The 21,668-nt window shown below is 58.9% G+C and carries 18 protein-coding genes and 1 pseudogene; 13 read left to right on the forward strand and 6 right to left on the reverse strand.

Annotation, left to right across the window (positions count from 1 at the left end):
- Positions 1 to 37 precede the first annotated feature (37 nt).
- The gene (locus tag HU765_RS20250; RefSeq protein WP_186622521.1) at positions 38 to 727 is read left to right on the forward strand and encodes a hypothetical protein; all 690 of its coding nucleotides are present in this window, start codon (positions 38 to 40) and stop codon (positions 725 to 727) included.
- Between the two features lie 48 nt (positions 728 to 775).
- On the opposite strand, the gene HU765_RS20255 is transcribed toward HU765_RS20250, so the two are convergent.
- The gene (locus tag HU765_RS20255; protein ID WP_186622522.1) at positions 776 to 1,072 is read right to left on the reverse strand and encodes a hypothetical protein; all 297 of its coding nucleotides are present in this window, start codon (positions 1,070 to 1,072) and stop codon (positions 776 to 778) included.
- Between the two features lie 93 nt (positions 1,073 to 1,165).
- Here HU765_RS20255 and HU765_RS20260 point away from each other — a divergent pair, with 93 nt between their 5' ends.
- Positions 1,166 to 1,801, forward strand: coding sequence for a hypothetical protein (locus HU765_RS20260; RefSeq protein ID WP_186622523.1), 636 nt, complete (start codon positions 1,166 to 1,168; stop codon positions 1,799 to 1,801).
- 12 nt (positions 1,802 to 1,813) lie between these two features.
- Here the strand turns inward: HU765_RS20260 and HU765_RS20265 are convergent, their stop codons facing one another.
- From HU765_RS20265 to HU765_RS20280, 4 genes and pseudogenes are all read right to left on the reverse strand, one after another.
- On the reverse strand, positions 1,814 to 2,128 hold the full coding sequence (locus HU765_RS20265; protein WP_186622525.1) for a hypothetical protein: 315 nt from the start codon (positions 2,126 to 2,128) through the stop codon (positions 1,814 to 1,816).
- Positions 2,129 to 2,203: 75 nt separating this feature from the next.
- On the reverse strand, positions 2,204 to 2,668 hold the full coding sequence (locus HU765_RS20270; protein WP_186622526.1) for a hypothetical protein: 465 nt from the start codon (positions 2,666 to 2,668) through the stop codon (positions 2,204 to 2,206).
- On the reverse strand, positions 2,665 to 2,907 hold the full coding sequence (locus tag HU765_RS20275) for a hypothetical protein (protein WP_186622527.1): 243 nt from the start codon (positions 2,905 to 2,907) through the stop codon (positions 2,665 to 2,667). The genes HU765_RS20270 and HU765_RS20275 overlap by 4 nt, the downstream gene beginning before the upstream one ends.
- A pseudogene (locus HU765_RS20280) lies at positions 2,904 to 3,304 on the reverse strand (YqaJ viral recombinase family protein); the annotation flags it as partial. The pseudogene HU765_RS20280 and the gene HU765_RS20275, both read right to left, overlap by 4 nt.
- Before the next feature lie 539 nt (positions 3,305 to 3,843).
- Here HU765_RS20280 and HU765_RS20285 point away from each other — a divergent pair.
- Positions 3,844 to 3,987 carry a hypothetical protein gene (locus tag HU765_RS20285; protein ID WP_186622528.1) on the forward strand — a complete coding sequence of 48 codons (144 nt, stop codon included), beginning with the start codon at positions 3,844 to 3,846 and terminating at the stop codon, positions 3,985 to 3,987.
- A 211-nt stretch (positions 3,988 to 4,198) separates the two neighbouring features.
- Here the strand turns inward: HU765_RS20285 and HU765_RS20290 are convergent, their stop codons facing one another.
- A complete protein-coding gene (locus HU765_RS20290) occupies positions 4,199 to 4,738 on the reverse strand; it encodes a GAF domain-containing protein (RefSeq protein ID WP_186552401.1) in 540 nt (179 codons plus the stop codon).
- A 281-nt stretch (positions 4,739 to 5,019) separates the two neighbouring features.
- On the opposite strand from HU765_RS20290, the gene HU765_RS20295 reads away from it, so the two are divergent.
- From HU765_RS20295 to HU765_RS20340, 10 genes are all read left to right on the forward strand, one after another.
- Positions 5,020 to 5,706: an isochorismatase family protein gene (locus HU765_RS20295; RefSeq protein ID WP_186622529.1), complete on the forward strand. Its 687-nt coding sequence runs from the start codon at positions 5,020 to 5,022 to the stop codon at positions 5,704 to 5,706.
- Positions 5,707 to 5,710: 4 nt separating this feature from the next.
- Positions 5,711 to 6,604: a LysR family transcriptional regulator gene (locus tag HU765_RS20300; protein ID WP_186622530.1), complete on the forward strand. Its 894-nt coding sequence runs from the start codon at positions 5,711 to 5,713 to the stop codon at positions 6,602 to 6,604.
- A gap of 303 nt (positions 6,605 to 6,907) precedes the next feature.
- Positions 6,908 to 7,573: a response regulator transcription factor gene (locus HU765_RS20305; protein ID WP_186622531.1), complete on the forward strand. Its 666-nt coding sequence runs from the start codon at positions 6,908 to 6,910 to the stop codon at positions 7,571 to 7,573.
- 151 nt (positions 7,574 to 7,724) lie between these two features.
- A complete protein-coding gene (locus HU765_RS20310) occupies positions 7,725 to 8,537 on the forward strand; it encodes a response regulator transcription factor (protein WP_346727551.1) in 813 nt (270 codons plus the stop codon).
- Positions 8,534 to 10,951: a transporter substrate-binding domain-containing protein gene (locus HU765_RS20315; RefSeq protein ID WP_186622533.1), complete on the forward strand. Its 2,418-nt coding sequence runs from the start codon at positions 8,534 to 8,536 to the stop codon at positions 10,949 to 10,951. The genes HU765_RS20310 and HU765_RS20315 overlap by 4 nt, the downstream gene beginning before the upstream one ends.
- A 211-nt stretch (positions 10,952 to 11,162) precedes the next feature.
- A complete protein-coding gene (locus tag HU765_RS20320; protein WP_186622535.1) occupies positions 11,163 to 14,564 on the forward strand; it encodes an Ig-like domain-containing protein in 3,402 nt (1,133 codons plus the stop codon).
- A 116-nt stretch (positions 14,565 to 14,680) separates the two neighbouring features.
- Positions 14,681 to 15,592 (forward strand): OmpA family protein, encoded by a 912-nt coding sequence (locus HU765_RS20325; protein WP_202883679.1) that lies wholly within the window; start codon positions 14,681 to 14,683, stop codon positions 15,590 to 15,592.
- Positions 15,593 to 16,489: 897 nt separating this feature from the next.
- Positions 16,490 to 18,781, forward strand: coding sequence for a type I secretion system permease/ATPase (locus HU765_RS20330; RefSeq protein ID WP_186622539.1), 2,292 nt, complete (start codon positions 16,490 to 16,492; stop codon positions 18,779 to 18,781).
- Entirely contained in the window at positions 18,778 to 20,019 is a 1,242-nt protein-coding gene (locus HU765_RS20335; protein ID WP_186552261.1) for an HlyD family type I secretion periplasmic adaptor subunit, read from the forward strand. Before HU765_RS20330 ends, HU765_RS20335 begins: the two co-directional genes overlap by 4 nt.
- Before the next feature lie 2 nt (positions 20,020 to 20,021).
- Positions 20,022 to 21,503 (forward strand): TolC family protein, encoded by a 1,482-nt coding sequence (locus HU765_RS20340; RefSeq protein WP_186622541.1) that lies wholly within the window; start codon positions 20,022 to 20,024, stop codon positions 21,501 to 21,503.
- The last annotated feature ends 165 nt before the right edge of the window (positions 21,504 to 21,668 follow it).

Below are 21,668 nucleotides of genomic sequence, written 5' to 3' on the forward strand. Positions count from 1 at the left end.
GGCATAATCATGCGAATTAAATTTTTGGAGAGGCGAATTGAAAAAGGATTGGCTTGTTTGGGTAGGTTGCTTACTACTATTTTCGGTTGGAGCCATTTGGGGTGGAGTGCCAATAAGCACAAATTTTTTTAAAGTCGATAATGTTCACGATTTATTAGAAGTCGCGAGTTCCATTGCAACAGTACTTGCAGTTTGCTTGGCTGCTGCAGGTTATAATGCATGGAAATCTCAAGTGGTTGCTACGTCTGATCATGAACTGTCTAGGCGTGTAGCACTTACAATGCTTCGGTATAAGTTTAGCTCGGTGCGAGGGTGCGAGTTAACTAGGTATCTTGTCAGTCGTATGAGGTTGCAGGTCGGTAAGGAAGGGACGCGGCAAGATCTGCTGGATGAGGTAAGACGTGAGCTCAAGGAGCTTCAAGCAATTTGCTCTGAAATAAGAACTGTTGCTTTTGAGTGCAAAGTTATGTGGGGCGAAAGTGTCTGGAGTGATTTTGAAAAGGTCTTCGTGTTAGGTAGTCGCTGCTGTAGCTGCATCGATTCGTTTTTGAGATGGTCAAGAACTGAGTCTTCTGAAAAATTCAAGGATAAAATCGCTACGGACGCAGTCGATCTTTTTGATGACTTGTCTCAATGGATAGGTGACAACAAAGAAAGCGTCGAGCGATATATGGATGATATGCTTAAACCTATCTATGTTGAGGTGGGAGAAAGACTTTTGAGGTGATTTCCATCCAGATGTCGATCAGTTTTCGTGCAAACAATTTGAGGCAGCTCATGCGCGACGTACTTTGAAATGGAGCATCGCCTTGATGCTGTGGCAGTAATCCTGGAGCTGTTCATAGGCCTTGTATTTGGCCTGACCTCGAGTAGCCGCCCAGACCCTGACCAGGTCTTCGCGAGCTTCCCGGTTCCAGTCGAGATCGTCCCAGTCATGCTTAAACGGCAGGACCTGCCACTCTTTTAGCGGTAGCGTCTCGGCGACGCCGGGCTTGCCGTAGGCGATAACGCGGCGGCCTATTTCGGCGGGCACCTGATAGTGCTTTCGGACGTACTCGCAGTTGTGGCTCATGGATTATCTCCAGTCAGGCGCTGCCCTCCGTGACCTGTGGTGGCAATTTGGTTTGGGTTGGGGTATTACGGATGATCTGCAAGGGGGCGATGAATGATGGGCGGAAAAAGCAACAGTAAATTTGGGGTTTTAGTAAACGTAGGGCTAGCAGTTATTTTTCTATTGCTTTTTTCGCTGCTCTATTTTTATTCCACCATCTTTGATGGCGATGTATCAAGGAAGGCAGAGAGTTGGTCTGCGTTTGGTTCCTTTTTTGGTGGTGTGTTTGGTCCTGTTATATCACTAGTCACCCTGTTTGCGCTGTTGCGCACAATCCAGCTTCAAAAAGAGTTACTTGTCACACAGTCGACTGAATTTGATGCGCTTTCATCTCTGCAATCTGAACAATTAATCGAGACGAAGCTGTCAGACTACAAAACTCATCAATTGCAACTCCTTCACCAGCAAGTCAGCATGTTTGAGCAAATGCAAGACCGATACAACAAGGAAGGGGAGAGAATCGTCGCAACTACAAAAGACTTCTACGGCACTAAAAGTGCAGCCATCATAAAGCTGGACGAGGCCATCGTGGAAATGGAAGATGCGATTGGTAAGCTCATAAAGCTTTCAATCAAAGTGTCATTAACCACATACACGTCGATCGAGCAGATTCGATCAGATGTTTCTGAGGGGCTAGAATCAATTCACCCGTTTTTTGCAGAAATTAATATTCCCATAGTGGGAAGTTAATCCAGGTACGATTTAAAGATGGTTTTCCACGCCGGTTGCGGCAAAGGCCTCAAGCTTACGCGACCACTTCTCATTAATTACCAGTTCCGGTCGCGACATGCTCACGAAGCGCTCTAAATCTTCGGTCGGCGCTGCCGCCAAGTTGATGATAAATCTGGATACCGTCTCTTGCCATTCCTCGAAGCCGTGACGCTCGCCGAGGATTAGCAGCGCATCATCGAGCGCCTTCGAAACAATCAGCGATCGCTTCTCGGCGCCGATCTGATCGAGCAGCGCCTTCTCCTTGGCGCGCTTGTCCTTCTGCAATTGCGCATTGCTCTTGGCCATGTCCTACCTCTTGAATTCCGCTGGCCGGCAGGTCCAGCCAAGTCTGTCGTTTGCGTTGTTGGGTGTGAAAACGTCTCACGCTGCGACCTTCACCTGATGCCAGGCGCCGGCGGCGTAGAACAGCTTCGCGGCTTGGGCTTCGTCCATCGATATTTCGTCGGGAATGGCGATCCAGCCCGACGCCACCAGATGATTCGGGTTCGCGCTGTTGCGCAGTTCCAGGTAGTAATGCTCGATGGCATCGGTCAGGCGCTCGACCTTGTAGATGCCTTCCGGCGAGATCTCGACGGATTTGATGTACTCGGCGCCGCGCTCGTCTCGACACATGGCGGCGATGTAGAACGTCCATCGGTAGGAGAAATCGAATATCGCGTTGGCGATCGCCAGGCTGCGGATCTGCTTGCAGCTCTTCCAGTTCGCCATGATCTGGCTGCCGCTGGGGTCGATGTTCACCACCGCGACGTGGTTGGTGCGCAGCAGCGCCCGGCAGCTGCGTTCGGCCCGGGCGAGACCGTTGTTGGGTTTGCGTTTCGACTTCATAGCGAGTCCGCCATTTTGCGCAGAGCCTTGCGGTCAGCGGCCGATATCGGCTTCGGCCGCCGCTTGAGGACCGTTTCAGGGTCTATTTTCTTCGAGCGGGGCGGTGGGATCGGATTGCGCGGCGGGCTTTTCAGTTGATCGATTCGCCCGCCGGCGGCCAGGTACTGCGCGATCCGTTCAGAGATCGACTCGGCGTCCGGTCGGTACTGCTCGACGAGGTTGAGGTGGTTGCTGATCATGCTGCGATCCCCAGTACCTGGTTCATGCGATCCTCAAGGATCTCGTAGAAGGTTTTCACCCGCTCCGAGAGCTTGCGGATCATTGCTTCGTCGCGGCAGGCGCGCTTGATGAACAGCGACATGCCCGGCCAGTAGCAGACAAAGTCGATCCACTCGCGTTCCGAGACCCACAAGCCACCCTCGCATTGGGCGATGTGCTCTTTCGGGATTTCGCCGCCGAGGATTACCTCGACCTGCAGCTTTGGCAGCTTTGTTTTGATTTCGGTGAGGCCGTTGGCGCCGATCAAGGAGTCTGTGAGTACCCAATCCCGTGGTTAAGGATGATCCCGACCTGTTCAGACTTCACGCCCTCGCGCGATTCGTACAGCCCGCGCGCGATTCCCTCGTATTCCTGGCCGCTCGCCACGAGACGTCGCAGCCGGATTGCACCAACTGCTCGGTCGCGTTGCACAGCCACTCAGCCCGAGCCACTTCCTGCGCGCTCTCGCTCACCATCGGAGCCAACTGCGCGTCGTGCATTGCCTGACAGAGTTTCAGTGCTGCGTTCATGCTGCCCCCGGCCAGTGGCGCTCAATGCTTTCTTTGGCGTACGGCGATAAGCGCGTATAGGCGCACGTGGGCTACAGTTGTCCGATGCGCAGTGACCTGGAGGCAATGAATGTTTGATCGATATCCTGAGCAGAAGCCGAGCAGGAAAGCGCTTTGCGCACTTGGTGTCGCGGTCATGACGCTGGGATTATTTTTAATCGCCATCAAAGGAGTGGGCGGGGTCCTATTCACCGTCATGGGAGCGGGGTTGGTTTTAACGTGCTTCGCGAGTGAACGAGCATTCGCGAGGGTACTTCGCCTGCTGAGTTGGTTTTGAGTCGACACCCTTTCCAGGGCCGTACACCGGCAGGCCTTGTGGTTTATGAGAGAAGTTAAGGAGAGGTTGCTATGGAAAAGGCGTTTCGAGATCCATTGTTTTTGACAGGCTTACCGTTGGCTGTTTGTGGTTTCGCCATCACGGCGCCGGCCTTCTGGATTCCGGGCTTGGCCTTGATGGTGTGCGGATGGACCAAGAGTAAAAAACAAGCCTGAGGCCATCACCGCGGCCCCTTGTAGCAGTACATACGCATGGCGACCTCCATTGTTTGGGCGCGCGCGGCCTCACAAAAGCACGAAGGGCTTCAGTTGCACGACTCGTCAGCCGGAACGGGGATCAGGGGACGAGCTTCAGAGGCAGTCGGACTCGCCTATCTGAAACTCGATTATCGGTGAGCTGGTTGAATCGTTGTAGAGGTAGTTATCACTAATCCGTAACACCCGATCCCGTCTTGCCGTAACCGCTCCCGGCCTCTGTCAAATTCGAGTAAAAGATGCACCCGATGAGTCTCGCGAACAGGCCTAAAGTGTCGGCCAGATCCGGGTCGTCGAATATCACCGCCCTTGAATCCAAAGCACACAGCGCACCCCAGAGTTGTCCGTCGGGCAGGAAAATAGGTGCACCGGCGTAGCTTTCAATCATGTATTGCTTCACAACCGGGCGTGTGGCGAACCTGCCGTCTTTACTTATTTTCGGGACGAAAAGCACTTGGGGATCTCTTCGGAATTCACTGCAGAGCGTGGTCTCCAGTTCCAGCGTATCGCCGGTGTGGATGCCCAACTCGATTGGGTCGTACGCGGAGCAGACTATCCATTCCGTTTCCGTGAATTTTGCGATCGCCGCGAAGCGCGTTCCTGTCATGCGTGTGACGAGCTGTAAAATGTTGGTAGTTGCCTCAATTTCGGCGATAGAGGAACGCTCTTCCGCGCTTAGCAATGCTCTGTGAATGGTGTCACTAAGAGGCATGCAGTTTTCTCCAATAATCAAATGATGGGCTGGCAGCGATACACGCGCTGGACGCTGCCCCTATTGATTCTAGACGGAGCTGATTCGTTCATTTAATTGGTTGCGAATTGCCATCAGCGAAGAAAATGATTGGCGCCAAACTCGATGCGTTGTCAGTGGTAGGCGAAGAGCGGGTTCGTTTGTGCAAAAACAGCACAGAATCTGTGCTGTACGTGATGTGTTCAAACAAGGCGTACCTTCCTAGCATTCCCTTTCTCAATCAATCGAAAAGGAAATGCCCCATGCCACGTTTGACTCGTCGTTTTCTTGCTGCCTGTGCATTTTCTGGCATAGTTGCCAGCGCGGGTGCCTTGGCCGAAGGCCATCCCACCATTCGCGCCATGTCCGGCGCCAAACCGGTCAGCGAGTTGCCTGCCGGCAAATCCGCACTGCTGGTGATCGACTTCCAGAACGAATATTTCACGGGGCGCATGCCGATTCCCGACGGCGCCGAGGCGTTGGCCAAGACGCGTGAGCTGATCAAGTTCGCCGACAGCCACAAGATGCCGGTCTATCACGTCCAGCACGTTGCACCGGCAGGTTCCGCGGTGTTTGCCATTGATGGGGACACCGTGAAGTTCCACCCGGACATGCTGCCGCGGGCCAAGGACTCGGTTGTGCAGAAAACCAGCGTCAGCGTGTTCGCCAGCACCGACCTGGACAAGCGCCTGAAGAGTGCTGGCATCAAGACCCTGATCATTTCCGGTCTGATGACCCACGCTTGTGTTGCCGGCGCCGCCCGTGACGCTGCGCCCCTTGGCTACAACGTCATCGTCGCCTCCGATGCGTCGGCCACTCGCGACATTACCCGGGTCAACGGTGACAAGATCGACAAAGATGCATTGCACAAGGCCGCATTGGCCGAAGTCGAGGACACCTTCGGCGATGTGCTGACCACGGCCCAGATCGTTAAATTACCGGTGCGCTAAACCTATGAATCAGATGTTCGCCATGCGTGTATTTCGTTGCATTGTCGAGGCCCAGGGTTTTTCCGCCGCTGCCGAGCGGCTGGACACGACTCATTCCTCAGTGTCGCGACACTTGCAGCATCTGGAGTGCACGCTCGGCGTGCGTCTGATCAACCGCAATACCCGGCGCATGAGCCTCAGCGCCGCCGGCGAACGTTATTACGCGGCGTGCGTGGACATTCTGGATCGCGTCGATGCGGCGGCGCAGGCCGTCACTCTGGAGCAGGAACGACCTTCCGGCTTATTGCGCATCAGTGCTCCTCTGGTGGTCGGTACGCTGGAGCTGGCCCAGTGGTTGCCAGCGTTCCAGCAGCGCTACCCGGATATTCAGGTCGACCTGTCCTGCTCGGACCCTTTCGTCGATCTGGTGGCCGATGGCTTCGATGTCGCCATTCGCATTTGTGGCCCGTTAGCCGACAGCAGTCTGGTCGCGCGGTTGCTCACGGTTTCGCCCATGGTTCTGGTCGCCTCGTCGGCCTATGTATTCAGGCACGGCTTGCCGCGTAGCGTCGCCGAACTGGGCGAGCACCGGCTGCTGACATTTGCCGGCACGGCTCAATGGTCACTGATCAATGAGCGGGACGAGCCGATATCCGTCACGCCCGACAGCAGCTTTCACACCGATACCATCGCCGCGTTGCACGCTTGTGCACTGGCGGGCGGCGGCATCGCGGCTTTTACGTTAGCCACGGTGCAGGACGACCTGCAGGCCGGGAGGCTGGTGCGGATTCTTCCGGACTACACCCTCGGTGTGCGCCATTACTACGCGTTGTATCCCCATGCCCGACATCTGCCCGCCAAAGTCAGGGCATTTGTCGATTTCATGGCCGAGTATTACCGGCTCAAGGCGCAAGGTTGAGCGACGTCAGACACGAATAGTCGTGTTCGTGGGCTGAGTTCAATAGGGGGCATCAAGGGCAGGCGTCGCCTCTGCGGAGGGGACATGAGCGGCTGTGCAATTTGAGACAAATCCTAGGGATCGCCCGCAATGAAATCGATAGTCTGCGAGCAACCAGAATGCAGGTCAGCCGGCATTCGCTTTTTTTGAGAGCGCCTTTCGAGAGACTCCGAAGATGCTTCGAACCATTTCTGTCATCTGTCAAACGACCCATCCTTCCCCATGCCAAGGGACAGGCTGCTTATCGGGAAAGGGAATCAAGCCGTGTTGAACACTATCAGGGTTGGGGTGCTCGATGAGCAGGAAGTCGTGCGTTACGGCCTGTGCAACCACCTCGCCAGTCAATCGGGCATGATCGTGGTAGGTTCGTATCGCAGCGCCGGGCATGCCTTGCAGGCTGCCGATCAAGGCGAGCTGGACCTGTTATTGATGGACCACAGGCTGAATCACAGCGACAGCATCGGGCTCATCAAGACGCTGAACAAAGACTATCCGGCCTTGAAAGTCCTCGTCCTGATGGCACAGCCCAACACCGCCGTGGCGAGCCTTCTGTTAACGGCCGGCGGACATGGCGTGGTCAGCAAGACCCAGCCCTTGGGTGTTTATGTCGAAGCGGTCCGCGCGGTAGCGGCCGGTGAGTCGTATTGCTGCACCGGCTCCGTGGCCGACGCTAGCCAGTGTCAGTCGGTTTCCGGCGCAGGCGTGCAGGCCGACCATCCTGGCACACAGCTACTCGGTCATCCGATGCTATCGCTGCGCGAGCGAGAAGTGCTGCGGTTGTGTATCAGTGGAATGACCGTGACCCAGATTGCAATCATGTTCGAACGCAGCGTCAAAACCGTGAGTGCGCAGAAGCTGACGGCTTACCGCAAATTGGGTTTGAAAAACGACATGGAGCTGTTCAAAAGGCTCTCGCGACGCGGGACCTGAACTGTCTTGCCATCAGGTTCCTGGCAGGTTCAACGACAGTATCGCCGACCGACGAAACTCGCGCATGCCTGATCCGGCAGCTCAGAACCGTCTGTTTCCGAGTGTGCTCTCGGAAATTTCTTAGACACTTCGCTACCCCCGATCCCGATACTTGTTTGTATTGCGCCGAGGCCTTGGGAAGCTGCTTTTTCAGTTGATTTTCCGATGGCCCGCCGCGCCGCGACAGCATGAATCTTTTACTTTGCCGATTCCGGGAGAAGCGAAAATGAAATGGTCGAATCTTTCACCTCTGCGCGTGGCCATCCTGGACGATCACCCGTTGGTTCGCCGGGGCTTCGGCTCGCGGATTGAATCGGAACGCGACCTCAAGCTGGTTGCCATGTATGCGGGCAGTCGTGAGCTGTTGGCCGGCCTGCGCAATGAAGCGGTGGATGTGCTGGTCCTCGACTATTCTCTGCAACAGGACGAATTGGACGGTTTGAACCTGATTCGTTTGCTGCGCGTGCGCCATCCCGAGGTCCGGATCCTGGTGTCTTCTTCGGCTGAAAGCCTGGCGACCATCTCGTTGGCCCTGCGTGCCGGGGCCAGCGGTTTTGTCGGCAAGTCGCAAGAGGTCGACGATCTGCTCGGAGCGATCCGGACGGTGGCGTGCGAGCGTGTCTATCTGGCACAGGAAGTGGCATTGGAGCTGGGGCATGTGCCGTCCCGGCAAGGGGAAGATGAAGTCGGCAAGTCGATTCGCGTCGACTCCGATTCTGCCCTTGTCAGCCATCCGTTGCTTTCCCCCAAGGAACAGGAGGTCCTGCGATGCTGCCTGGATGGTATGTCGGTGTCGCAGATTGCGCACAAGTTCACCCGCAGTCGGAAGACCATCAGCGGGCAAAAGCAATCTGCCTTTCGCAAACTCGGGGTGAGTTGCGATTCCGAGCTGCACAAGATTCACGGCGAGCTGAGCCTGGCTTGATTCGGTTGTTCAGAGCGCTGCTGATGCTGCTGTTCAGCGTCGGTTACCTACCATTGTGCGCCGCGCAAGACCCGGGGTTCACCGAACAGGAGCAGGAATGGATCGCTTCGCACCCGGTCATCAACGTTGCGGTCGGTGCCGATTGGCGTCCCTTGGAATATGTCGAAAACGGCGTCTACAAAGGGCTGAGCGCCGAATACTTGAAGGCTATTTCGCGGGTCTCGGGCCTGCAGTTCCGCTGGGTGCCGGGCGCCAGTTGGAGCGAGGCCCGGGAGGCCTTGAATAAAGGCCAGGTCGAGCTGCTGCCAGCGGTTTCCGAGGCGTTTTCCACGCCGGCACTGCGCGACAGAATTGCCTACAGCCAACCCTATTTTGCCGGTTCGACGCTTATCGTGACCCGGGCGAATTCCCCCACGGTGTACGACCCACGGCAGTTATCCGGAAAAAAAGTGGCGATCAAGGGCGGTGGCGGATACGAGCGCAGCCTTCGCGAGCATTATCCCGGCATCCAACTGCTGACTGTCGTCACACCTTCCGAGGCCCTTGATCTGGTGGCGACCGGCGAGGCGGAGGCGGCAATCGATGTCGACACCGCCTTGCTGCCAATCATGCAGCGGCGTTATCTCGGCGCGCTGCACATCGCCGGGACGATCGTCGACATGCCGGCCGTGGTCAGCATGGGCGTTTCCAGAGACCAGCCGCTGTTGCTCTCCATCATCAACAAATCGATCGGTTCCCTGACCGCGCTGGAAACCGACCAGATGATCGAGCGCTGGGTGGTGCCCACCGATTATGGTCTGCCGTCCTGGCCGATCGTGCTGCATTACTACCGCTGGCAGGCACTGGCGGCGGCGTGTTTGTTCGCACTGTTTGCGGTGCTGGTCTATCGCGCGCTCAAGGCGCGTCGGCGAGCGGAGCGCAGTGAGCGTGACAAAGCCATGTTCCTGGCGGTGATGAGCCACGAAATCCGCACGCCCATGAGCGCCATCCTGTCCTCCATCGAATTGCTCGAACGCGCGAAGCTCGCGCCCGAAGAAGCGCGACTGGCAAAAGTGGCGGCATCCGGGGCCAATGGCTTGCTCGAACTGCTCGATGATGTCCTCGATTTTTCCAAGATGGAGGCCAAAAAGGTCACGCTCGATTGCAAGGCCAGCGACATTGCCGCGCTGGCGCGGGAGGCCGTCAGCATTGCCGAAATCCGCGCCCAGGAAAAAGGCCTGCCGCTGATGCTCAAGTTGCGATTGGAGGAGGGCGTCTGGCCGGTCATCGATGCCCAGCGCGTGCGCCAGGTGCTGAACAACCTGATCTCCAACGCCGTCAAGTTCACTGCGGCGGGGCGGGTCGAGGTGAGCGTCGACCTGTCGACGGCTCAGGAGGATTCGGCGCTGGGCGTGTTGTCGATCAAGGTTGAGGACAGCGGCATCGGCATTGCCAAGCGTGCGCAGAGTCGTCTGTTTCGAGCGTTTGCCCAGGCCGATCAATCGACCACACGCCAGTTCGGCGGGACGGGGCTGGGGCTGAGAATCTGCAAGGACCTGGTGGAACTGATGCAAGGCGATATCCAGCTGCACAGCCAGCCGGGAAAGGGCACCGTGGTCGAGGTGCAAATCCCGGTAGCACTCGGTCGTCAGGCCGAGAGTGCCGCGCCGTTGGTAAGCCTCGACGACAGCGCTCGGCAAGCCACTGCCGAGCAACATCCCGAGGATTGCCAGCCCGCATCCTTGACGGTGCTGGTGGTGGAAGATCATCCGCAGAACCGCTTCGTCATCGAGCGCCAGCTGCACGCCTTGGGCTATGCCGCGGTGCTGGTGGAAACAGGGCAAGCGGCGCTCGACAGCATCGCTGAAACGGCATTCGATATCGTCTTGCTCGATTGCAATCTGCCGGACATCGACGGTTATACCGTGGCGTCGAGGATTCGCCAGAGTGAACTCGGCAGTGCCCGGCATGTGCCGATCATTGCCATCTCGGCCATGGTCGGGCCGGAGCATCTGGACGCCAGCCTGTCGGCCGGTATCGACGGGGTTCTGTCCAAGCCCCTGCGCCTCAACGAACTGCGGGCGACCATCGAAATGTGGTGCGACACCGGGCAATCCCTGACCCCCTCTGTCATGGACGAACCCGCCACCGCGACCAGCCTCCACGAAGAATTTCTGCTGACCAGCGAAGCCGACCTGGCGAAGTTGCGGCAAGCCGTCAGTGCAGCGGATTGGCGTCAGGTCGCACGCACGGCACACCGTATCGTCGGTGCCGCCCTGAGCCTTGGCAGGCCGGACATTGCCGGCTTCGCCAGAGCCATTGAGCAAGAAGCGTCCGCGCCCGGACTGTCGGCGCTCTCGGTTGGCGCGGTCCAGCGCCTGGAAAGTGCTCTGCGCAACAGCCACGGTCCGGAGCAGGCCGACCACCGCAGTTGATTAATCAGCCGCCCGTTCGCGGCGGCTGGCTGCCTCGCAAATCCCGAATGGCTGAGCTTTTGGGACAGGTCTCATATCGGCGGACCGCCTCCTTCAAGAGAATTCTTATACCTCTAAGGCCCCCCAAAAAAAGCGGAATGCCTTGGTTGATTGAAGGCGTGCCGGGCACTCCCGGTGTGATGAGCAACCTGACTAATTGAAGGCAGAGCACGTGAACCCAAGTGCAGTGAATATCGCCGTAGTAGACGGCAAGACGATTACCCAGACGCAAGAGCTTCGCAGCGCCGCGGCGGGTGAACCGGTACGAATCAAAGCCGTGCGTGGCGGCAGCTACATCCTCGCCGAAGGCGAGAAAGGTGTCGCGCCACAGAACATCACCGTCAAGCGGGTCGGCAAAGACCTGCACGTCAGCCTCGAAGGCGCCGAGCTGGATCAGCCGCAACTGATCATCGAAGACTTCTACGGCAGCGACAGCCAGTTGGTCGGCATGGCCGAAGACGGCGAGTACCACGAGTACGTTGCTTCCGACGCTGACGCCGAACACGAAGCCGCGTTCCTGATGGATGGCGACTCTTCGGCCCAGGTGCTGGCTTCGGATCAGTTGCCGGGCTTTGGCACTGGTCTGGTCGCGGGCGCTGGCGCTGGTCTGATGGGCATGGCCGGCATGGGCTTCATGCCGGCCATGCTCGGTCTGGGCGCATTGGCGCTGGGTGGTGTGGCGTATGCCGTCAGTAACAAAAGCGATGGTGGTAATGATCACGCCCCTGGCATCCCGCCAACCGCACCCATCGCCGGTGTTTATGACAATGTCGGTGATGAACAGGGACTGATCGGCCACGGCGGCGCGACCGACGACCGCACCCCGACCTTCACCGGCACCGGCACGCCGGGCAACACGGTTGTCATCAGGGACAACGGTGTCGTTATTGGCGAAGTAGTGGTTGGCGAAGACGGCAGTTGGGAATTCACCCCCACCACGCCGCTGCCTGAAGGTGCGCACAACCTGGTCGTGGTTGAAAAAGACCCTGCCGGCAACGAGGGCATCCCGTCCGAAGGCTTTGAGCTGATCGTCGATGTGACCGCACCCGGCAAATCGACAATTTCTGCTGTGATTGACAATGAAGGCAACGACACCGGCCCTGTTGCGAATGGCGGCTACACCGACGACAACCGTCCGACGCTGACCGGCACCGGCGAAGCCGGCGCGCGTATCGACGTCTACGCCAATGGTGTGAAAACCGGGTCAACCATTGTCAATGCCGACGGCACCTGGAGCTATACGCCGGAAACCGCGTGGGGCGATGGCCAGCACGTGCTTACCACTGTCGCGGTCGATGCCGCTGGCAATGCCGGCCTGCCGTCCGATCCGTACACCATCATTATCGATACTGTAATACCGGGCAAAGGCGTGATCGGCGAAGTCGTTGACCAGTCCGGTGATCCTATCGGCAACGGCGGCGCCACTTCGGACAAGCAGCCAATCTTCAATGGCGGCGGTCTGGAGCCGGGCGATACCGTGATCATTAGGGACAACGGTGAAGTGATCGGCGAAACCATCGTCGATGACGACGGCAACTGGTCATTCACCCCGGACCCTGCGCTGGACGACGGCAACCATGAAGTGGTGGTCGTGATCAAAGACCCTACCGGCAACGAAGGTGATCCTTCCGATCCGCACTTGATCATCGTTGATACCCAGGCGCCGGTAATGCCGGGTGACGGCAGCATCGGGGAGGGTAAGGCGTTTGAAGGTGCGTGGGATGACCAGGATCCGATTATTGACAAAATCAAACCGGGCGATGAAACCAATGACGCCCGACCGGAGTTCAAGGGCGTCGGCCTGGAGTTTGGCGACACCGTGGTCATCCGCAACAAGGGCGCCATTATTGGTACTACGCCCGTAAAAAGCGACGGTACCTGGTCCTGGACACCAGAACACGACCTTCCCGAAGATGCGTACAGCGTCGATATCGTAATCCGCGACAAGGCGGGCAACGAGAGTGATCCGAGCGGTGCGCTGGATTTTGTTATAGACCTCACGGCGCCTTTGGCACAGGCCGTGGTCACCAGCATGGGCAAGGACAGCGGTGCTGACAGCAGTGACTTCGTTACCAACGACGGTTCGGCGGGACGTTTGATTCAGGGCACGTTGAGTGCTGCGTTGGCGGCTGGCGAAAAAGTGCAGGTGTCCACGGATGGTGGTGTCACTTGGCTGGATGCTTTGGTTGATGGTGCTGGGGGCTGGAGCTTTATTGACCAGAATAGCCACAGCAGTAGCTGGGAAATTCAAACGCGCGTTACCGATTTAGCGTGTAATGCAAATGCTTCCAGTCAGACCGTTACCGTGAACACCTCTGTCGCTGTGCCCGATACGGTGAAGTGGGATGGTACGAATGTTGAAATTGAGTTCAATGGTAGTGGTCTGACTGTAGGCAGCAAGATCCATTTGATAATCGACGGTTTCATTGTCGAGCAGTCACTAAGTCAGGATGATATTGACGCGGGGGCTGTATCGGTATCGTGGTCTTCTGCAGATAAGGGAAATTCAAATGTTATCGCGGCTGCTATCGTTGATACGGCTGGCAATGTCTCTTCTTATGTAATTTATGAGAAAACCGACTCAAATATAATTGTTGAAGATTTCAATTCGCAGTCACCAACGACCATGGCGGCAGGCGATGTGATTGCGCTCTCCAATTTCGACTTTCGAGCTATCGCTGTCGGCCCTGATCTGGGTTGGGGTACAACGGGCTTTGGCGACGGACGGGGATGGACGACACCTTCGCCCAGCATGGCTATGACCATTAGCGCAGGTTCGAAAATCCAACTTGATATGAAAAGTCATGACTTTAGTTACATGTCTATGACGATAGGTGACTTAAATTTCGGTGAGCAGGTTACCGCCGTATTCTATGATCAGAACAACACAAAAGTTTATGAGGAGAGTTTTATTGATGATTCTCCTGGTGGCACCCCTTACGTCATTACAGCTGAATTACCATACGGACTAACTTTTTCATCTGTAACTTTGGAGGCTACCGGCCGAACAATAGGTGCATTCTGGATAGATGATATTCAGATGGGGGTCGAGGGGTACTCGGCTACTGGGGAAACTGTCGCAGAGATTAACCAAACGATTACTCAAGGCGATGTTCAGTATTACGGTGGCGAAGCTGACAATGTTTTCTCGTTAGCTGACGTCGGCCTATTGGCGGGCAGCGGCGCTATTAACGGTGGTCTTGGGGTCGATACTCTGAGTTTGACAGGCACAACACAGACGCTTGATCTAGGTATTATCGGAAAACTGGAGTCCATCGAAATCATCGACATCACCGGCACCGGCAACAACACCCTGAATCTGTCCCTCGGTGACGTACTGGAACAAGGTGAAACCTCACTGTTCACCAGCGATGAAACTGTCCAGATGATGGTCAAGGGCAACGCCGGCGATGAGGTCAACCTCGACGACCTGCTCGCCGACGGGACCGATCCGGGCGACTGGGCGGCGCAAGGTGCGGTCACGGTAGAAGGTATTACCTACAACGTGTTCCAGCATTCGAGTCTGGACGCTCAGTTACTGGTACAGGACGGGGTCACCACCAACCTGGTGTAAGGCTAGCGGGGCGGGGCGTTTGCTCTGTCCCTGCGGGTTACCCGTTTATTCGCCAACTTTCCCATACATCAATACCCGGGTGCCGGTTGAACGGCACCCGTGGTGGAGTCATGACCATGTTCAAACGAAACCACGCGACCCCTTTTGTCCTGTGCGGCGCACTGCTGCTCGCCGGCCTACCGCTGCTGGCGCAGGCCGCGCCGGAAACCAAGACCTTTGGCGCGGCCTATCAGCCGGTGGCTCCGGTCGGCAACGATCAGGTTCAGGTGGTGTACTACCGCGCGGCCGAAGCCGGGCAGGCCGACAAGGGCGCGGCCCACGTTTATGTGGACCGCCGTTTCCACACCGGCTTGCTGCCCGGTGGCTACACCGCGTTCTGCGTCAAGCCGGGCGACCATACTCTGGGCGCTTATCTGAACGACGCGCCGCTGTACAAAGGCAAGAACAGCGACACCTATCGGGCCGAGTTTCAGGGCGGCAAAACCTACTTCTTGCGGGTCAACAGCACCAGCACCGGCGCGCCGCAAGTGGTTGCGCGGGCCGACGCCGAGCGCGAGCTGGCGGCCGGCCGTGTGCAGGCCCATGCCTTGTCGCGGGCATCGACGATCGAAGCCTGCCGCTATCAGCAGGGCGTCGCGCAGCAAGACCATACCTTGTCCGGTGACGTGCTGTTCGCCTTTGGCAAATCGGGTTATCAGGACATCACCGCCCAGGGACGAGCGACCATCCGCGAACTGGCCAGCCAGTTGCGTGGCGACGCCGCTGCGTCCAAGCGCATCCAGGTGATCGGTCACACCGATTCGCTCGGCAGCGAAGCGAGCAACCAGGTGCTGGGCCTCAAGCGCGCGCAAACTGTGCGCCGGATCCTTCTCGACGGCGGCCTGCCGGCCTCCGCGGTCAGTGCCAGCAGCGCCGGCAGCCAGGAACCGGTGATCGACGTGTGCCGGGGTAGCAAAAGCGAGCAAGTGCGCTGCAACGCCCCGAATCGCCGCGTAGTGGTGCGCGTCGAAGGTTCTGCGCAAGGCTGATTCGGACCGACCGCGTCAAACCAAACCGCCGCCTCTGATTTTTGGAGGCGGCGGTTTTTTTGTGTTTATCAATAATGTTGAGGCATAGGAAGGGATGCCTATCAGTGAGCCGACTGGCGATTGATCAGGCTGCGGGGATGTTGATTGTGCTGGCCTCTTCGCGAGCAAGCCCGCTCCCACAGGGGATTTTTGGCTGGATTGAGATTAATGGCTCGGCGCCGAACCCAGTGTGGGAGCGGGCTTGCTCGCGAAGGCGGTGTGTCAGGCGGCGGGGATGTTGATTGTGCTGGCCCCTTCGCGAGCAGGCTCGCTCCCAGAGGGATTTTTGGCTGGATTGAGATTAATGGCTCGACGCAGAACCCAGTGTGGGAGCGGGCTTGCTCGCGATGGCGGTGTGTCAGGCGGCGGGGATGTTGGCTGTGCTGGCCTCTTCGCGAGCAGGCTCGCTCCCACAGGGAGTTTTGGCTGGATTGGGATTGGTGGTTCGGCGCAGGACATAGTGTGGGAGCGGGCTTGTTCGCGATGGCGGTGTGTCAGGCGGCGGGGATGTTGATTGTGCTGGCCCCTTCGCGAGCAGGCTCGCTCCCACAGGGGGTTTTTGGCTGGATTGAGATTAATGGCTCGGCGCCGAACCCAGTGTGGGAGCAGGCTTGCTCGCGATGGCGGTGTGTCAGGCAACGGGGATGTTGGCACGCGGGTCAAACCGCCGGTCCGTGCAATGCGTGGCCGCCGGTTTTTGGGACAAGTCTTGTTTTGCCAACAGGGTCTGGGAGTCAGAATTGTCTTAATCGCTTCAAGGCCACCCGCCGCATCGGCTGGACGTTCACATCGCTGAATGGGGCGCCTTGAAACCCTCAAGTCTGTCGATTCGCTCGACCTCGACCCAGGACTCTTTTGATGGCTACTGACATGCCTGTTCATTCAAGCATGGCGGATCAGGCTGTGCCTGCGCCGCCAACCCGTATCCAGGACACGCTGCTGCAAAGCGTGTCGTGGATCTGCGATCACTATGGCTTTGGCAAAAGCCCGGAGGCATTAACGGCGGGCTTGCCCAAGGGTGGCCTGCTGTCGCCGTCGCTGGCGTTGGCGGCGCTGTCCAATGCCGGTCTGTCTGCCGGATTGATCGAGCGCAACGCCCAGTCGCTGCCCAGCCAACTGATGCCGATGGTGTTGCTGCGCCATGAGCAGGGTGGCTGCATCCTGCTCGGTCGCCGACGTGATCCGCAGGCCGACGACAAGCGCAGCTTCCTCTATCAAGTGGTACTGCCAGAAATCAGCGGTGAAGCGGTCGAGGTCAGCCAGTTGGAGATGGAGCAGATGTACACCGGTTTCGCCGTGCTGGTGAAGCCGCGCGCCAAGGTCGACACCCGCGCTGGCGAGCAGGCCCCGCAGGCCGCTGGGCACTGGTTGCTCAGCACCTTGTGGCGCTATCGCCGTTACTACCGCAGTGCGGCCATCGGCGCGGTGCTGATCAACGTGTTGGCGCTGTCCAGTATCTTTTTCACCATGAACGTTTACGACCGCGTGGTCCCCAATCAGGCGTTCGTCACCCTGTGGTCGCTGGGCATCGGCGTCGCCGTGGCCATGGTGTTCGAGGCGGTGGCGCGGTATGTGCGCGCACATTTGCTCGATGTCGCCGGCAAGAAAGCCGATCTGGTGCTGGGCACGATGTTGTTCCGCCAGGCGCTGTCGATCCAGATGGAACACAAGCCAGCGTCGTCGGGCTCGTTCGCCAACCAGTTGCGCGAGTTCGAATCGGTGCGCGACTTCGCGACGTCAGCCACTCTGGCGGCGATCTCCGATTTGCCGTTCGTGCTGATGTTCGTCGGTGTGATCTTTGCCATTGGCGGGCCGCTGGGCTGGGTACCGTTGCTGTTGATTCCGCTGATCCTGTTGGTCAGCGTAATCATTCAATGGCCGTTGGCGCGCACCATGAAAGAGAACCTGCGCGAGTCGTCGCTCAAGCAGGGTGTACTCGTCGAGTCGGTTGAGGGCCTGGAAACGCTCAAGGCCGTCGGCGGCGAGGCGTACATGCAGCGGCGCTGGGAAACCTTCAGTGCGCTGTCGGCGGCAACGTCGTTGAAGTCGCGCCAGCTCTCCAGCCTGGCAACCGGAGTGGTGGCGTTCCTGCAGCAACTGCAGACCGTGGCGTTGATCATCATCGGCGTGTACCTGATCGATGCCGGGGACCTGACCATGGGCGCGCTGATCGCCACGGTCATGCTCGCCGGGCGTGCTACCGCGCCTTTGGGTCAGGTGATCGGCCTGGCGGTGCGTTTCCAGCAGGCCAAGGCGGCCTTGCAGTCGCTCAACAAGCTCATGGCCATGCCGGTGGATCGCGATTCGGATCGCGAATATCTCGCCAAGCCAACACTGTCGGGGCAGATCGCGCTCAAGAATGTGGCCTTCGCCTATCCGGCGCCGCCGATGCAACCCAACCCGCCGGTACTGCAAGGCATCAACCTGTCGATCCAGGCCGGTGAGCGTGTGGCGATTCTCGGGCGTATCGGCAGTGGCAAGTCGACCCTGTTGCGGGTGATGGCGCGTCTGTATTCGCCGGTTGAGGGGCAGATGTTCACCGACGGCCTGGACGTCAATCAAATCGACCCGGCCGACTGGCGCAAGGCCGTGGGATACGTCGGCCAGGATGCGCGGCTGTTTTACGGTTCGCTGCGCGAGAACGTGATGATCGGCCGCCCCGAATCGACCGCCGAAGAGTTTTTGCGAGTCTTGCGCCTGACCGGCCTGGACCGGGTGGCGGCCCGTCATCCTCAAGGCATCAACCTGCCGATCGGCGAGATGGGTGAGGGCCTGTCCGGCGGACAGCGGCAACTGGTGTCGCTGGCGCGCAGCCTGCTGGCACGGCCAAAACTGCTGCTGCTCGATGAGCCGACCAGTGCCATGGACACGCAAAGCGAAGCGCAATTTCTCGAACACCTCAAGCACGCCACTGAAGGCCAGGCCGTGGTGGTGGTGACGCATCGTCCGTCGTTGCTGGCCCTGGTCGAGCGCATCGTCGTGGTGGACGACGGCAAGGTGGTCGCCGATGGACCCAAGGACAAGATCCTCGCCAGCCTCGCGGGCAAATCGGCCAACAGCGCCGCGCCGGCCCAGCCGACGGCACGGACACAGAAGGTTCGAGTGGGGCCGCCGCGCCCGGTTGCCGTACAAGGGGAGGCAGCACAATGATCGGTCAATTCCTGCGCGGTAAAGGCGCTCCGGACCTCAAGCCGGGCGATGCCGCCTTCATGAATGATGTGCAAGAGTCGTTGCTGACCCAGACGACGCCGGGTTCCAAACTGGTGCTGTATCTGATTGCCGCGGTGTTGGTCGGTGGCCTGGTCTGGGCGTCCTTCGCCCGGGTGGAAGAAATCACCCAGGGCGAGGCGAAGATTATTTCCCTGAGCCGCGAGCAAGTGATTCAGAGCCTGGAGGGCGGCATTCTCGCGGAAATGAACGTGCGCGAAGGTGCCATCGTCGAGAAAGGCGAGGTCTTGCTCAAGATCGACCCGACCCGTGCGCAGTCCAGCTACCGCGAGGCACTGTCGAAGGTGATCGGCCTCAAGGCTTCGATTGCACGGCTGCGCTCCGAGGCGTATCAGCAGCCGCTCGAATTCGACGAAATGGTCAGGCAGGACCCGACCGTCGTCGCCCAGGAAACCCGCGCCTACAACGCCCGTAAACGGGCGCTGGATGAAAGCATCAACGCGTTGCAGCGCAGCTATGCCTTGTCCAGTCGCGAAGTGCGCCTGGCCCAGCCGTTGGCCGCCAAAGGCTTGATGTCCGAAGTGGAGCTGCTGCGCATTCAGCGCCAGGCCAACGAGATCAAGTCGCAGATGGTCGAGCGCACCAACAAATTCCAGGCCGATGCCAACTCCGAGTTGGCCAAGCTTGAGCTTGAGCTGTCGCAGACCAGCGAGAACCTGGTCGGGCGGGCGGACATCGTCGAACGCACCACCATCACCGCACCGGTACGCGGCACGGTGAAGAATGTGCGGGTCAATACCATCGGCGGGGTGATCCAGCCCGGCGAGCACATTCTGGAAATCGTGCCGCTGGAAGAACAACTGCTGGTGGAAGGCAAGATCAGGCCTTCGGATGTTGCGTTTCTGCACCCCGGGCTGCCAGCAACGGTAAAGATCACGGCTTATGACTACGCCATCTATGGCGGCTTGAAAGGCACGGTCGAGCACATTAGTCCCGACACTCTGAAGGATGATCAAAAGGCCGCCGCCGGGCGTCCCGACGATACCTATTACCGGGTGCTGGTACTGACCGACAGCAGCGAACTGAATGCCGGCGGCAAAGCCTTGCCGATCATCCCCGGGATGGTCGCCTCGGTAGAAATCCGCACCGGCGAAAAAACCATTCTCGATTACTTGCTCAAGCCCGTGCTCAAGGCACGCGAAGCCTTCCGGGAGCGATAACCATGACTCAGATTCAACCGTACTGCGCGCGCTCACGCCGCGCCGCAGCAGGACCTTTTGCGCGTTTTTTTCGTCTGCCCACGCTGTGGCTGATGGTCGTGTGGCTGCTCGCTCAGGCCTGGTCGATGCCGGTGCATGCCGACACGCTGACGTTTACCGCGACCGGAGCCAGCACCGCAACGGACGCGGTGCCGGGTGTGTCAGCCCTTGCCACTGCGGCGTTGCCACCGCGTCTGGCCGCGAGGACAGCGGCGGCCGCCGGTCCCTCGGAAAAAGAACTGCGCGACATGTTCTACCGAGCGGTCCAAGCCGCTGCCGAACGCAGCCCCCAGGTGCAACGGGCGCTGGCCGAGCATGAGGCAGCCGAAGCCGACGTCGACGAAGCCAAGGGGCAGCGTTGGCCCCAAGTCGATCTGGGAACCCAGTCGAAGGCAGCCAGGTTCGGTTCGGGTGCCGACGGTGAGTCTCCGAGCAGCAGCGGCATCAACATGAATGTGACCACGCCGATCTATGACTGGGGCCGGATCAGTAAAACCATCGAGAGCCGCCGGCACCTGTCCAAGGCCGCCAGTTCGGGTATCGAAGCGGAACTGGAAGCGTCGGCGTATGACGTCACCACCACGATGGTCGAGTTGGGTAAGCAGCGCATCATCATCGATATCAGCCAGCAGTTCGTTGATCGCATGGATGAACTGGTCAGGATGCTCGCCGGCATTGTCGCGGTGGACAAAGGCCGGGCCAGTGAATTGACCCAGGCCAAGGCGCGTTTGCTCCAGGCTCAGGCGGTACGCGATACGGCCCAGACCCGCGCCCGGGATGCCGAGATCAACCTGCGCAAACTGGTGGGGGAACGGCCGCTGCTGATTCCGCGAACCAGAGAGTGGAATATCCGCCTGGCCAACCTCGATAGCCTGCTGGCGCGGACCGAGGATCACCCCACGATCCATCAGGCCAAGGCACGCACCGAGTCGGCTGAACTGCAGGCACAGGTGGTACGTTCGTCTTCGCTGCCACAGCTGAACTGGGTGATCAGCAAGACCACCGCCGATGACGCGCTGGGACGGGAGCAACCGTGGCAAACCTCGTTGGCGGTCACTTGGGGCGCTTTCCGTGGCGGTTCGGCACGGGCGTCGGAGCGCGCGGCATTGCAACGCGCCGAAGCCAGTCGGCAGGAGACCGAACAACAACGTCTGGACCTGGAATACCGCGTGCGTACCGCCGACCACGACGCGCGCACATTGCTTGAGCGTGCCGAACTCTATCGTGACCTCACCGTCGAGTCGGAACGGATTCGCCTGGCGTTCTATGAGCAGTGGTATCACTTGGGCAAGCGCACCTTGCTGGATGTATTGATCGCCGAGAACGATCACTACGGTAATCAGGTGAGCGAAATCACCAATCGCTTCGATGGCTACCAGGCGATCTTCCGTCAATACGCCGGAGCGGGTGTGCTGGCCGGCTGGCTGCGCGGTTCGCAGCCATGACGGCGGCGCAACGGATCGCAGTGCAGGGCAGGGCGCATTGAAAAGAACGGGGCCGCCGCCGCTGACGCAGTCAGCTATGATGCGTTCGCGGTGTCCCGGCAAACATCCCTGTCGGCCTGGGCGATGGGCGCGCAGCCTCGCTCTATAATCGTGTTCGAGGCTGCG

Source organism: Pseudomonas sp. SWRI81 (genome assembly GCF_014268545.1).
Lineage (GTDB): Bacteria > Pseudomonadota > Gammaproteobacteria > Pseudomonadales > Pseudomonadaceae > Aquipseudomonas > Aquipseudomonas hamedanensis.